We start from the raw sequence: 13,760 nt of genomic DNA on the forward strand, positions 1-13,760 counted from the left end.
TTTCTGCCAATAACAGCACTGCTTTAGAAACGATAGCTTCCACCCACAAACCAAACGCGTCCGGGCATGGGGTAGCCTTCTTTATATTGGTACAGCTTGTCACCCAGATTACGCACACCGGCTTCCAGGGTGATATCCGAGTTAGGACGCCAGATCCCCTTCAAACCCAGCAAGGCAAAGCCGGGGGTTTTTTCGTAAATCTGGTCGCCCTTGTTGTTCGCGTAGGAGTAGTAACGGCCACTTTCAGTTTCCACCGAACCCATCACTTCCCACTGTGCATTAGGCTTCCAGCTCAGGTGAGCGAACAGACGGTGATTGGGCGTGTCCACCAGTTTGACGTCTGGATCAGACTGATTGCGACGGTTCAAATACGTATAGGCCAAGCCAGCGGACCAGTGAGCAGAAAACTCCTGCTGCAAGGACAGTTCCAGACCCATTTGACGGGCCTTGCCCACGTTGGTGGCCTGATCACAAAAACCCACTGGGCGGTACTTGTCGCAGCCTGGTGCCTGGATAACGGTGCTTTGAATCATGTCGCGCACCTGGCTCAGGAACAGAGCCGATTCCAGTTGCGCCCCCTGCCAAGGTTGACCACGCAAGCCCAGTTCATAGTGAATGGCGTGCTCCGGTTTCAGATCCGGGTTGGGTTGGGCGTAACCCATACGACTGGAGTAACGGTCTTTAATCGTAGGAAAACGAGTCTTGTAGGCCACACTGCCGTAGACCTGCATGGCCTGGCTCCAGTCGTAGCCCAGCTCCAGCAAACCGTTAGTGGCGTCGGTATCGCCAGTTTCAAAATTGTGCGCTTCTTTGGCTTTGCGACGCTCATGACTGGCGCCCACACGCAATTGCCACTGATCGCCCAAAGCGATGCGATCCTCAAAGGCCAGTGAAGTGGTCACGTCCTTGTAGCGTTCAGTGCCCGATGACTTGGGATCACGGTGCTGATCTTGCTTGTAATGCAAGGCAAAGTGCAGCTCGTGATCATCCAGACTCGTATTGACCCACTCCAGAGCAGCGCCACGCGTGCGGTCCGTGTATTCACTGGTCGGGCCAGTCAGGGTGGCGTATTGGCCATCGCTATACATATCCAGACCATTTTTGTACTTATCCTCGTACACACGTGTCTTGATGGTGTTGTTCTCGCCAACCCGGGTAGAGCTCAGAAAGTACAGACTTTCCTTGTCCCAGTAGGGCCAGCGCCAGTAGCGTTTACCCAGCTTGGCATCGTTCACGCCGGTGTAGACCGGATTGTCTTTCTGACCTTTCTGATTCACATAGCCGATCACGTACTCATCCGTCGCATTGGGAGTGATACCCAATTTGAAGGACGCTTTCTTGTCCATTTGCGAGGCATTGCTGCGCATACCGCCCGTATCGGTAGGACGTGCTTTTTGATCTTCAAAGCCACGGCCCAAGGGGAAGGTACGTTCGCCCGACCAGGACAAACCAGCCTGCAGGTACCAGGAACCCTGATTGGTACCCACGTTCAAGGCGCTGTAGCGTTGATCGCCCGTGGCGTAACCGGCACGGAACTCACCCTCAAATGCTTTGACCGGCTTGCGGGTAACCAGGTTGATGGCACCACCCATAATATTGGGGCCATACAGTAAGGAGGCTGCACCCTTGGCCACGCGAATTTCACTCAGATCCATGGTGGTGAAACGAGTAAAGTCCACATAGCCGTCGTACGGCACGTACTGTGGAATACCATCCAGGAACAAGGGCACCTGACGCGAATCGAAGCCGCGCACGTAGACCATTTGCTCATTACGGGCACCGCCTGCCGAAACCGTGACACCCGGTTGCACGCTGACAGCCGCACCGACATTACGCAAGTCAAAAGCCTGCATTTTTTCCTGGCTGACTGCGCTCTCACCCAAAGGCGCCTCTCGATCCAAGCTGGATTGAACAACCACTTTGCCCAGTTGAAACACACGGTCCTTGTTGTCCTGAGCATGGGCTTGGTTAAGGGCCACAGCCCCCATCATGCTCAAGACCAAGGCGCGCGGTACTAAACAGACAAACTGCTGACGCGCTGCTGTGGCGCGGTTGGACGGATGTCTCATTCCACTTCCCTATTCGATCTTTCTAATTGGTTTATGAATTAACACCACACGGTGGCGCAAAAAAAATGGGCCCCAAAGGGCCCATAAATAGAACCCATCATCGAGCGATGAGTGATGGTTCTTTCGAAAACACCGCTATATAGTAGAGCATATAGCGAAAGATGACAAGCAAGCAAAAACTTTAAGGTTCAGGTTTTCCCGTCTTCACAATTTGCAACTTCTCGCCAACAATACGGCTGCACTGAGCATTTTTATCAAAATGCTGCCAGAAGAACGCCCATATAAACGGGCATTAACTCCAATTCCAAAACATCAGGACCCGCGCAATTACTGGCGCAAATCCACAGGAGCACAATGTATGTTTAAAGCTATGACGCGCGGCTCGGTCCGCTTGGTTGAACGCTATCTACCCGATCCGTATATTTTCGTCATCCTGCTCACGCTGATTGCCGGTGTCTCGGCCATGGCGTTCGAACAGCGCTCTCCGATGGAGGTCATCCAATTTTGGGGTAATGGCTTTTGGGGGCTGCTGACCTTCGCCATGCAAATGCTACTGGTCCTGCTAACAGGTCACATGCTGGCCAGCACCCCCTTGGTAAAAAGCTGGTTGCGTGGCCTGGCCTCCTTGGCGCACTCGGCCGGTTCGGCCATTATTCTGGTCACCCTGGTCTCGCTGGCAGCCAGCTGGATCAACTGGGGGTTCGGTCTGGTGGTCGGTGCCCTGTTCGCCAAAGAGCTGGCCCGCCAGGTTCGTGTTGACTACCGCTTGCTGGTTGCCAGTGCCTACTCAGGCTTTCTGGTCTGGCACGGCGGCCTGGCCGGTTCAGTGCCTTTGACCATTGCAACCTCGGGGCACTTTTCCGAGAGCAAGATCGGCATCATCAGTACCTCAGACACCATCTTCGCCTTCTTTAACCTGGCCATTGTGATCGCCCTGTTTATCCTGGTGCCACTGATCAACCGCTTGATGCTGCCCAGCGAGCAGGAAAGCATCTATGTCGACCCCAAGCGATTGGAAGAGGCACCAGACGAGGTCAACCAATCCACAGATCGTCCTGCAGACCGTCTGGAAAACAGCCGCCTGATTTCCATTGTGATTGGTGTGGCAGGCCTGACTTACTTGTTTGACTACTTCGTGCTACGTGGCGCAACGCTGAACCTGAACGTGATCAACTTCACCTTCCTGATTCTGGCCATCTTGCTGCACGGCACCCCTCGTCGTCTGCTGAAAAGTCTGAATGAAGCCATTCGCGGCGGGGCCGGAATTGTGATCCAGTTCCCCTTTTACGCGGGCATCATGGCCATCATGATCGACTCCGGTCTGGCTACCAGCCTGTCTGAATGGCTGGTGTCTTTTGCCACTGCCACTACCCTGCCTTTCTGGACTTTCTTGAGCGCCGGTCTGGTCAATATTTTTGTGCCCTCGGGCGGCGGACAATGGGCAGTTCAAAGCCCGGTTGTCATTGCCGCTACCCAGGCACTGGATGCCGATATCGCGCGCACGGCCATGGCCGTTGCCTGGGGTGACGCCTGGACCAATATGCTGCAGCCATTCTGGGCCTTGCCCGTACTGGCCATTGCCGGTCTGAAAGCCAAAGACATCATGGGTTTTTGCCTGATTCAATTGATTGTCTCGGGTATCGTGATTTCGATTGGTTTGACCTGGTTGTAAACCTGCCAAGCAATAAGATTAAAAGGTAAAAGGGTCCGCTAACTGCGGGCCCTTTGCTATCTAAAGCTCCCTGCACACGTGACTGACTTGCTCCCGAAACCATGCGTAGGCAAAACTGGCGCGCGTGCGTTCATGCCAAATCTGGTACACACAAAACGGGGCTAAACCCAAAGGATGCTCCAGTACATCCAGCTTGTGTCCGGCACTTAGCAGGCGAGCCATGCGCTCTGCCAAACTGATTACAAAGTCGGTACGCTCCAACACGCCGGGAACTGCCAAAAAATGAGGCAGGCTAACTTGCACTTGGCGCTGCAACTGGCGTGTTTGCAAAGCGTCAGCCAAACGACGCTCACGGCTGCCGTTGTGGCCAGGTACCCCAATGTGGCTACGTCTGCAAAACTCGTCCAATGTCATCGCCTGGCCATTACGCCCGCAAGATCGCATCACCACCACATAACGGTCATCAAAAAGCTCATGGCGAAACAGCGGGTAGGACACAGCTGCCGACGATGAAAGAACCAGATCGGCTCGCCCGCCCAACAGCCAGTCTTCAGCCCCCAAATCCGCCATATCCAGGACTTCCAGGCTGCACCGCGGAGCGTGCTGCTGCAAATGTGCCGTCAAGGCCGGGATCAACAAATAAGACAAATATTCCGTCGTCGCCACCCGGAAACGTACATCCAGACTGGATGGTTCAAGCCGCTCCTTGTCGGTCTGCAACAAATCATCCAGCAAGCTCAAGGCCTGCTCAATACGGGGCGCCAAAGCGCGCGCCTTGTGGGTTGGCTCGACACCTTGTGCCGTACGCAAAAACAAGGCATCACCAAAATACAAACGCAGCTTCGCGATCTCCTTGCTCACCGTAGATTGATTGGACTCCAGCGTCAAAGCGGCACGGCTGACATTTCCTTCTCGAAACACAGCAAGAAAAGTACGCAACTGGAGCAAATCCAGATTCTTCATTTCATTCCCCTGCTCACGTATTTCCATTTCAGCCTAATCAATCATTCCAATACGGAATTGCCTCGTTTTCAGGCCTCTCGGACACTAGTTCAACAACTTACTACCACAGGAAACCCCATGAGGACTCTGATTAAAGCGCGCTGGGTCATTGCATTCGAACAAGGACGCCACTGCGTGATCGACCACGGCCAGCTCGTCTACGAAGGCGAACATATCATATACGTGGGCACTCGTTACGACGGGCATGTGGACCAGATCATTGAAGCACCTGACAGCGTGCTGGCCCCTGGTTTTATTGATACCCATGTCCACTCCGGTCATCGGGCACTGCACAAGCTTCTGGCCGACGGTGGTCGCCCTGCATTATTCGGCCAGCCTTATATGGACGTGACCATTGCACGCCAAGGCACGCAAATACGCGGCTACCCCAACTATCTGGATCAGGAGCAAGCAGCAAAAGATCCCGGCATTGCTCTGCATGCCGCCTTTACCGCAGCCGAGCTGCTGCGCAACGGCGTTACCACCTTTGTAGAACTGGGCGGACATGTACTCGTTCAAGAGGCATTGTGGGCTCAATGTGAGGACTTGGGTATTCGTGGATACCTTGGCCCTGGCTACGATAGTGGTCGATGGCAATCCGATGACAAGGGCCAGCTCGAACGCATCCCGTACCCGGACCAGGGCGAGCAACTTTTCCAGGATGCCCTGGCATTTATTCGCCGTGCACAAGCCCATGAATCCGACCTGATTCACGGTATCCTGGTCCCTCGGGAAATTGAAAACTGCAGCCTGGACTTGCTACGTCAAACGGTGCGTGCAGCCGATGAGTTAAATCTGCCCATGGCCACACATGCCGGCTACAACGTGATCGAATTTATGGAGACCGTACGCGAACACGGACTGACTCCTATCGAGCTCCTGAACCATGTCGGGATGTTGCGTCCCACATTGAATATTGGGCATGCCAACCTGATCTCCAACAACCCGAAAATGAACTATTCAGGTGGAGACGACCTGGGTTTAATGGGGCAGAAAAAAGTATCCATCTCGCACTGTCCGGTCAATATTGTGCGGCGGGCTCGCACACTGGATAGCTGGAAAGCGTATCGCCAGGCGGGGGTCAATATCACCATCGGCAGCGATACCTACCCACGCGACATGTTCATGAACATGCGCGCCGCGTCCTACCACGGGAAAGTCATGAGCCACGACCTAAGCGCTGCCAGTGCCGCTGAAGTATTTGAAGCCGCCACCGTGGCAGCTGCGCGTTCCCTGGGTCGGGAAGACTTGGGAAGACTGGCTGCCAATGCTCGCGCAGACATGATCCTGGTCCGAATCGGCCGCAGCGACGTGCTGCGTTATGGCCCAATTTGGGACCCTATCCGCAGCATGGTTGAATGCGGCATCGGCGACGACGTGGACACCGTGATCTGCAATGGCAGAATCAGCATGCGAGACGGCGTCATACCGAAGGTGGACCTGCCAGCCTTGCGCCGTCAGGCTCAGGACTTTGCCGAAGACATCTGGCCCAGCCTGCAGGACTGGGATCAGCTCAAACGCAGCGCACAAGATATGTGCCCCATCAGCCGCTGTACACATCTATAACCCCCCTCATCGAGGAGACAAGACATGATCAAAAAAACAGCTCTCGCTATTGTCGCAACGGCTTTACTGAACACGCTTCCGATGGCACAAGCGCAGCAGGCGGATTTTCCACAAGGCCCTGTACGCGTCATCGTCCCCTACGGAGCAGGCGGAAGCGCGGACATTCTGGCACGCGCAATCAGCGACAAACTGACTCAACTATGGGGACAGACCGTCATTGTAGAAAACAAGCCAGGGGGTATAGGTACGATTGGAATCATGAGCGTGGTCAAGTCCAAGGCCGACGGCTACACCCTGGTCTCGGTGCCCGTGTCTGACTTGGCTGTTAATCCACACCTCTACAAGAAACGGTCATTTAATGTGTTGAAGGATCTGGATCCCGTCAGCCAAGTAGGCTCAGTACCCAACGTTTTGATCACGAACCCGGCGCTAGGGCTGCAAAGCACAGCCGATTTAATCAAGCTCGCTCAGCAAGCAGGTCAAACCCTGACCTACAGCTCTCCTGGCGTGGGCAGTCAGGCGCATTTGGCCGCCGAAGTATTTGCTCGCAAACATGGGCTGACACTTAACCACATTCCCTATAACGGCGTCTCGGCTGCCATTACTGACGTAGCAGGCGGCCATGTCGATCTGATGTTTGCGCAACTACCCAGCGCCTTGGGCTTTATCCAAGGAAAAACAGTGTCGCTGTTAGGCATCGCCGCTCAGCAGCGCAGTCCGCTACTGCCAGACACGCCCACGCTGACTGAATCGACCGGCGAGACGTATGGCGATTTTATTTCGTGGTCCGGCTTGATGGCACCAGCGGGCACACCCATAGCCATACGCGAAAAAATCGCGCGTGACCTTAAGCACGTGATGGACAACACAGATCTCAATCGCGTATTAGCCAGTTCAGGAACCGTAGGAATAGGTAGCACTCCACAGCAGCTCGATGCCGCCATACGCGAAGATTACGATCGCTATGGGCGCATCATTGCCGACCTGAAATTGGCCTTGGACTAGCTGAAATAGGGGAATGGAGATGGTGGGCGGTACAAGGTTCGAACTTGTGACTTCCACCGTGTGAAGGTGGCACTCTACCACTGAGTTAACCGCCCGAAGCTTTTAAGAACTGCAAAAGCTGCGAAGAAAAAAACTATAGCACGGCCCTGCTCGATTTACAAGATCAGGGCCGGCTGTTTTTCTGGAACAGTTACTCTGCTGCTGGATTGAGCATCTCGCGCCACATGGGCGGCTTCTTGTTCTGTTTTTCCAACACGTCCATGTATTTCTCGTGCTCGGCCTGATCAGCTTCGGACGCACGCAGCACTTTGAGCACACTGGGATCAAACTTGCCCAGGCTCAAATCGCTGCCATCACCACCTTGACTGTCGGACTCGTCAAAGTCCATCAACAACGCATCCTGACCCCGCGTCATGGCCAGCCAGACGTCGGCCAACAATTCCGAGTCCAGCAAAGCGCCGTGCAAGGTACGGTGAGAGTTGGAAATACCGTAGCGTTCGCACAAGGCATCCAGAGAGTTGCGCTTGCCGGGGTGCATTTCCCGCGCCACCAGCAAGGAGTCAGTAATGCTGTCGCAGTATTGCGAGAACGGTCCCTTGCCTACCTTCTGCAATTCAGCGTCCAGAAAGCGGGTATCAAAGGAGGCGTTATGAATAATGACTTCCGCGCCCTGCACAAAATCCAGCACCTGATCGACTACATCCTTGAAACGTGGATGACCGGCCAGAAATTCCGTGGTCAGACCATGAATGGCCAAGGCCTCGGGATCAGAATCCCTATCCGGGTTCAGATACAAGTGCAGATGGCGGCCCGTCAATTTACGGTTGAACAACTCGACCCCACCCACTTCAACAATTCGGTGCCCCTCGCGTGGCTCCAGACCGGTGGTTTCAGTATCCAGAATAATTTGACGCATTCACTTTCCCTACAAATTCAATCACGGTAATGGCACTGAACAAGGAGGCTGTACGAGCCGCTTCCCCGCAGTCCAGAACCACAGGTTCAGACAGAGGCCTGGGGCTTGTCAATCAATTCCAGTTGCTTGTCCTGCCCTTCTTGCTTGCCTGCAATCAGCGTGTAGGCCACGGGCACCACAAACAAGGTCAGCAAGGTACCCAGGGACAAGCCGCCTACCAGCACCCAGCCAATTTGCTGGCGGGATTCGGCGCCTGCCCCGGAAGCATAGGCCAGCGGCAAGACGCCCAGCACCATCGCGCCGGTTGTCATCAAGATGGGACGCAGGCGCATCTCGCAAGCGCGCACCACGGCATTGTACAAACTGGCCCCCGCTTCGCGTTGTTGGGTGGCAAATTCCACAATCAAGATACCGTGTTTGGTAATCAGGCCTACCAGGGTAATCAAACCGATCTGACTATAAATGGACAAAGTCCCGCCCGACAGCCACAGGGCCAGCAAGGCCCCGGTCATGGACAAGGGCACGGACAGCATGATGATGAGCGGATTGCGCCAGCTTTCAAACTGCGCGGCCAGCACCAGATAAATAAAGGCCAGAGCCATCAGGAACACGACATAAATGCTGCCCGAGGAGTCCCGGAACTCGCGTGACTGCCCGTCCAGATCCGTCTGCACGGTTTCAGGCAAGGTCTTGCGAGCCACCTCATTCATGTGTTCAAGAACTTCACCCAGGGCATAGCCGGGTGCCACCGAGGCTTCCACAATCACGGCCCGCAAACGGTTGAAGTGGTTCAGCGATTGCGGTGACACGCTTTCTCGCACTTTCAGGAAGTTGGAAGCCTGCACCATGCCACCGTCCTGGGTACGCACGTAAATATCGAGAATATTTTGCGGACTGGAGCGAGCCTGTTTATCCACCTGCACAATCACATCATATTGCTCGCCGTCACTCTGGTAGCGTGTGACCTGACGCCCACCCAGCATGGACTCCAGTGTGCGGCCTACAGCATCCACCGAAACACCGGTATCAGCCAGCTTGTCGCGGTCTACATCAATACGGATTTCTGGCGTATTCAAGCGCAAGTCCGTATCCACATTCAACAACCCTGGGTAGTCTCTTAACTCGGCCAGAAAATTGTCCACGATCTTGGCCAGCTCCGGATAAGGAGCCTGACTCATGATCACAAACTCCACCGGCTTGGAGGTCGCGCGCTGCCCCAGGGAGGGCGGATTAGTCGGAAAGGCACGCGCACCAGGAATGGCCGAGAAATGCGGCTGTAGCTCACGCGCGATGGACTGCTGGTTACGCGTGCGCTCCTCCCAAGGCTTCAAACGCAGAATCGCAAAGGAGTCGGTCACGGTTGGGAAACCAATAATGGACTGGTAACCCTCGGTCTCCGGTATGCCGCGATACAGCGCTTCCACCCGCTCCACATTGTGCAAGGTGTAATCCAGCGTGGCGCCTTCAGGCGAATTCACAATCCCGAAAATGACCCCACGGTCTTCAATCGGAGCCAGCTCGCTTTTGATAACCGTAAACAGCAGCGCACTGGTGGCGGCAACGGCCACACCGATCAACAAGACCAGCCAGCGCCAACGCAGAGCGCGAATCAGGACACGACGATAGCCACGCGTCAGCCAGACCAGAAAGTTCTCGATCCCCTGGCTGACACGGCCCACTTTGGTGCCGTGCGGACGCAACATGCGCGAGCACATCATAGGGGTCAAGGTCAGGGCCACGAAACCGGACACCAGTACGGCAGCCGCCAAGGTCAGGGCAAATTCGATAAACAATCGCCCGGTACGGCCTGTAGCAAAAGCCAACGGCGCATACACCGCCACCAATGTCAGCGTCATGGCAATCACGGCAAAGGCAATTTCACGCACGCCCAAAAAGGCCGCCTGCATGGCCGTTTTGCCTTCTTCAATATGGCGATAAACGTTCTCCAGCACCACAATCGCATCGTCCACCACCAGACCAATCGCCAACACCATGGCCAACAAGGTCAGCGTGTTGATGGAAAAACCCAGCATGTACATGATGGCAAAGGCTCCGATCAGAGAGATCGGAATCGTCACGATAGGGATGAGGCTGGCACGGAAACTGCGCAGGAAAAACACGATCACCAGCACCACCAGCAAGATAGCCTCGGCAATGGTGGTGTAGACCGAATCAATGGATTTCTGAATGAAGATGGAGCTGTCGTAAGACACGGTCAGCTTCATATTGCCCGGCATGCTTTCGTTGATGCGCTCCACCTCGGCACGCACCGCTTTGGACAAATCCAGCGGGTTGGCAGTGGACTGTTTGGTCACACCAATATTCAAACTGTTTTGCCCATTGAAACGGGCCAGCACCCGTTCCTCGGCAGGCCCAATACGCACTTGAGCAATGTCGGAGATACGCACCGGATAACCGGCGGCCTGACTGATGATGATGTTGCGAAACTCCTCGGGCGTTTCCAGATCGGTAGAGGACACCACGGAAAACTCACGCGCATCGGACTCGATACGGCCAGCCGGAATCAGCACGTTTTGCTTACGCAACGCATCTTCCACGTCCTGCACGGTCAACTGATAGGCCCCCAGTCGGGTACGGTCCAGATCGATCCGCATGGCGGGCAGGCGCTCGCCAAATACGCGCACTTCTGCTGCTCCGGGCAAGACGGATAAGCGCGTTTTGATATAGCGCTTAATGTAGTCCGAGGCCTCCAGCATGCTGTAGTCGCCGGTATCCACACCGACATAAATAATCGGGGTGGAGTCCGCCTCTACCTTGTTGATAATCGGCTCGTCCACCTCATCGGGCAAGAAACGGCGGGCGCGCGAAACCTTGTCACGCACGTCAGCGGCGGCCGCATCGGGGGCTCTGTCCAGATTGAATTTAATGTTGATCAGGCTGCGCTCGGAACGGCTGCGCGAGGTCATCACGTTCACGCCCTCAATCCCGGACAACTGGTCTTCCAACGGCTTGGTCACCTGGGACTCGATCACCTCTGGTGAGGCCCCTTTATAGTTGGTGATGACCGAGACCACCGGTTCATCAATGGCAGGATATTCGCGTACGGTCAGGCGTTCATAGGAAATGAAACCGACCAGCACAATCACCAAAGACAGAACCGTGGCAAAAACCGGGCGACGGATACATAAATCGGAAAGAACCATGACTGTGCCCTAGCGCTGCGGCTGTGTTTGGACGTCGATCACTTCCTGGATATCGACTGGTACGCCATCACGCACCTTTTGCAATCCGGCCACCAGCACATTGTCGCCGGCTTTCAGATCGCCAGTTACGTGCACCCAGCCTTGTTCGCGGACTCCAATCTGCACCTGTCGACGCTCTGCCCGGCCATCTTTCACAATATAGATATACTGATCCTGCCCCGAAGGAGCCAAGGCGGTTTCAGGCACCATCAAGGCCTGATAGCGAGACAGCTCCAGGCGTACGCGGCTGAACAAACCGGGGCGCAAGACACCATCTTCATTGGGCACCTGCGCGCGTAATAAAATCGAACGGCCTGCCGTATCCACTGCCGGGCTGACCGCCAGAACCGAACCCTGGCGGGTTTGGCCCTGGAACGCATCAAAGCGCAGCTCGACCGGCATGCCAGCCTTCACATCGGCCAGATATTGTTCAGGGATACGAAAGTCCACGTTCAAGGTAGAAACCGCTTCCAACTGCACCAGATCCGTGCCGGGTCCAACATAGTCACCCACCGACACATTGCGCAAGCCGGTGACACCATCGAACGGCGCACGGATACGGGTCTTGTCCAGGTGCACGCGCGCCAATTGCACTTCGGCTTGCTGGACGGCCAAACGACTGCCCGACTCATCTTTTGCCTGCTGACTAATAAAGCCCTGACGGCTCAGCTCCGAAGAGCGCTTGTGCTGGCTATTCGCCAGATTCAAATTTGCCTGTGCCTGATTTAACTGCGCCTGCGCCATGGCCGGGTCCAGCTGAATCAGTACCTGCCCTTTTTTGATGGGCTGGCCCTCTTCAAAACTGATGGCTGAAATACGACCACTGATCTCGGGGCGCAACATGACGGACTCTCTGGCAACCAGGGTCCCGACCGCCGCCACATCACGAATCAATTCAGTTTGCCGCACTGGCAGCACTTCCACCCGCGTGGCGTCAGACTGCGCCCAACTGGGCGTACTACTGGCAAACAGTACGATGAACAAAGAAAAAATCGTGAGGCGCAGCGTGAGAATCATGGGCGGCTTATCCTGACCGGCCAGGCCGGTAAAGCTATCTGACAAAATATGACGGGTGGCTAATAGTACTATCAGCGGGTTCGACCTTCGCCCGGGCCTTTATAACTGCCTGGCTATTTCCACCCCTTCATTGGCCAATTGGTCCGCCCGCTCATTACCGGGGTCGCCTGCGTGACCACGCACCCATAACCAGGTCAACTCGTGCTTGGCCGCCTGTTGCTCCAGTTCCTGCCACAGATCGGCATTTTTGACGGGTTTTTTATCCGCAGTACGCCAACCACGCGCTTTCCAGCCGGGCAGCCATTCATTCATCCCTTTTTGTACGTATTGCGAATCAGTGTGGACTCGCACCTGACAAGGGCGCTTCAAGGCCTTGAGTGCCTCGATCACCGCCATCAGTTCCATACGATTATTGGTGGTATCCGCCTCGCCGCCACAAATGGCTTTTTCTCGGCCGCCATGACGCAGCAACGCCCCCCAACCACCCAAACCCGGATTGCCCTTGCAGGCGCCATCGGTCCAAATATCAACAACATCTGTCATGTCTTGCTTATTCCTTCATCGGCAGCGCGTCCTGCTACCACCATAGGCCGACGCACACGCCGACGGTTTTTCTTCCACTTAGGCCCGACCAGGCGTAAGGCAGGCGTGCGTTTGACCGCACTAATCATATAGACGGCGCCCGCAAAGCTCCACCAGCGCGCTCCGCTTTGCTCTATCCAGGACCAGCGATCCAGCCATGCCTGCTGACGACACAACGGTGCATAACAGCCCATCTGCGTGCTTTGCACATCAAAGGACAAGAGCTTTAACCAGTCGCGCAAACGCGAGGGGGACATCACATCTCCCGGCAAGGTCGGCGTGCCCCGCTCCAGCCCTGGAATCCAGTCATGGGCCCCCCATAAGCTCAAGGGATTAAAGCCCGTCAGAAGAATGCGCCCTTCCGGCACCAGCACGCGTTCAGCCTCTCGCAACACCTGATGCGGGTCACTGGCGCTCTCGAGCGTATGGGGCAGAATTAAAAGATCAATGCTTTGCGTATCAAAAGGCAGATGCTCGGGCTCGGCATACACCAGGTTTTGCTGCTGGGCAGGCAAGACGCCGGACTGAGCCGTACATACCTTGCAAGAGATGCGGCTTTGCGCCAGGAGGTCCCAATGCGGCAATCCAATTTGTATGGCATGATACCCGAAGGTGTTGACCACCTCCGCATCGATTCCGGCTTGTTCCCAAGCCCGCACATATCGCCCCGGTACGGTTTCCAACCACTGGGCAAATTGATCATTCAAAGTCTGCTCCACTGGCGCTTT

Annotated in this window: 10 protein-coding genes and 1 tRNA gene; 3 read left to right on the forward strand and 8 right to left on the reverse strand. The window is 55.5% G+C overall.

The genetic code is table 11. The features are described from left to right. Positions 1-23: 23 nt before the first annotated feature. The gene (locus AB7E06_RS15570; RefSeq protein ID WP_234354337.1) at positions 24-2,069 is read right to left on the reverse strand and encodes a TonB-dependent receptor plug domain-containing protein; all 2,046 of its coding nucleotides are present in this window, start codon (positions 2,067-2,069) and stop codon (positions 24-26) included. A gap of 358 nt (positions 2,070-2,427) precedes the next feature. Between AB7E06_RS15570 and AB7E06_RS15575 the strand changes: the two genes are divergently transcribed. Further along, positions 2,428-3,741, forward strand: coding sequence for a short-chain fatty acid transporter (locus AB7E06_RS15575; RefSeq protein ID WP_346548973.1), 1,314 nt, complete (start codon positions 2,428-2,430; stop codon positions 3,739-3,741). 60 nt (positions 3,742-3,801) lie between these two features. Here AB7E06_RS15575 and AB7E06_RS15580 read toward each other — a convergent pair whose 3' ends face one another. Next, positions 3,802-4,704, reverse strand: a complete 903-nt coding sequence (locus tag AB7E06_RS15580) for a LysR family transcriptional regulator (RefSeq protein ID WP_346548972.1) — start codon at positions 4,702-4,704, stop codon at positions 3,802-3,804. 117 nt (positions 4,705-4,821) lie between these two features. On the opposite strand from AB7E06_RS15580, the gene AB7E06_RS15585 reads away from it, so the two are divergent. Beyond that, positions 4,822-6,309, forward strand: a complete 1,488-nt coding sequence (locus AB7E06_RS15585; protein WP_264672029.1) for a chlorohydrolase family protein — start codon at positions 4,822-4,824, stop codon at positions 6,307-6,309. A 24-nt stretch (positions 6,310-6,333) separates the two neighbouring features. Beyond that, a complete protein-coding gene (locus tag AB7E06_RS15590; RefSeq protein ID WP_264672030.1) occupies positions 6,334-7,314 on the forward strand; it encodes a Bug family tripartite tricarboxylate transporter substrate binding protein in 981 nt (326 codons plus the stop codon). Positions 7,315-7,334: 20 nt separating this feature from the next. On the opposite strand, the gene AB7E06_RS15595 is transcribed toward AB7E06_RS15590, so the two are convergent. From AB7E06_RS15595 to AB7E06_RS15620, 6 genes are all read right to left on the reverse strand, one after another. Next, positions 7,335-7,409: transfer RNA gene (locus tag AB7E06_RS15595), tRNA-Val, on the reverse strand. Between the two features lie 95 nt (positions 7,410-7,504). Beyond that, on the reverse strand, positions 7,505-8,230 hold the full coding sequence (gene dnaQ, locus AB7E06_RS15600) for a DNA polymerase III subunit epsilon (protein ID WP_094197652.1): 726 nt from the start codon (positions 8,228-8,230) through the stop codon (positions 7,505-7,507). Between the two features lie 86 nt (positions 8,231-8,316). Next, on the reverse strand, positions 8,317-11,394 hold the full coding sequence (locus AB7E06_RS15605) for an efflux RND transporter permease subunit (protein WP_249460156.1): 3,078 nt from the start codon (positions 11,392-11,394) through the stop codon (positions 8,317-8,319). A 9-nt stretch (positions 11,395-11,403) separates the two neighbouring features. Then, the gene (locus AB7E06_RS15610) at positions 11,404-12,450 is read right to left on the reverse strand and encodes an efflux RND transporter periplasmic adaptor subunit (protein ID WP_230019245.1); all 1,047 of its coding nucleotides are present in this window, start codon (positions 12,448-12,450) and stop codon (positions 11,404-11,406) included. 99 nt (positions 12,451-12,549) lie between these two features. Continuing rightward, on the reverse strand, positions 12,550-12,993 hold the full coding sequence (gene rnhA, locus AB7E06_RS15615; protein ID WP_042486244.1) for a ribonuclease HI: 444 nt from the start codon (positions 12,991-12,993) through the stop codon (positions 12,550-12,552). Then, entirely contained in the window at positions 12,990-13,751 is a 762-nt protein-coding gene (locus tag AB7E06_RS15620) for a class I SAM-dependent methyltransferase (RefSeq protein ID WP_094197655.1), read from the reverse strand. Before AB7E06_RS15620 ends, rnhA begins: the two co-directional genes overlap by 4 nt. Positions 13,752-13,760 lie beyond the last annotated feature (9 nt).

It is taken from the genome of Alcaligenes sp. (genome assembly GCF_050255915.1).
Lineage (GTDB): Bacteria > Pseudomonadota > Gammaproteobacteria > Burkholderiales > Burkholderiaceae_B > Alcaligenes > Alcaligenes aquatilis.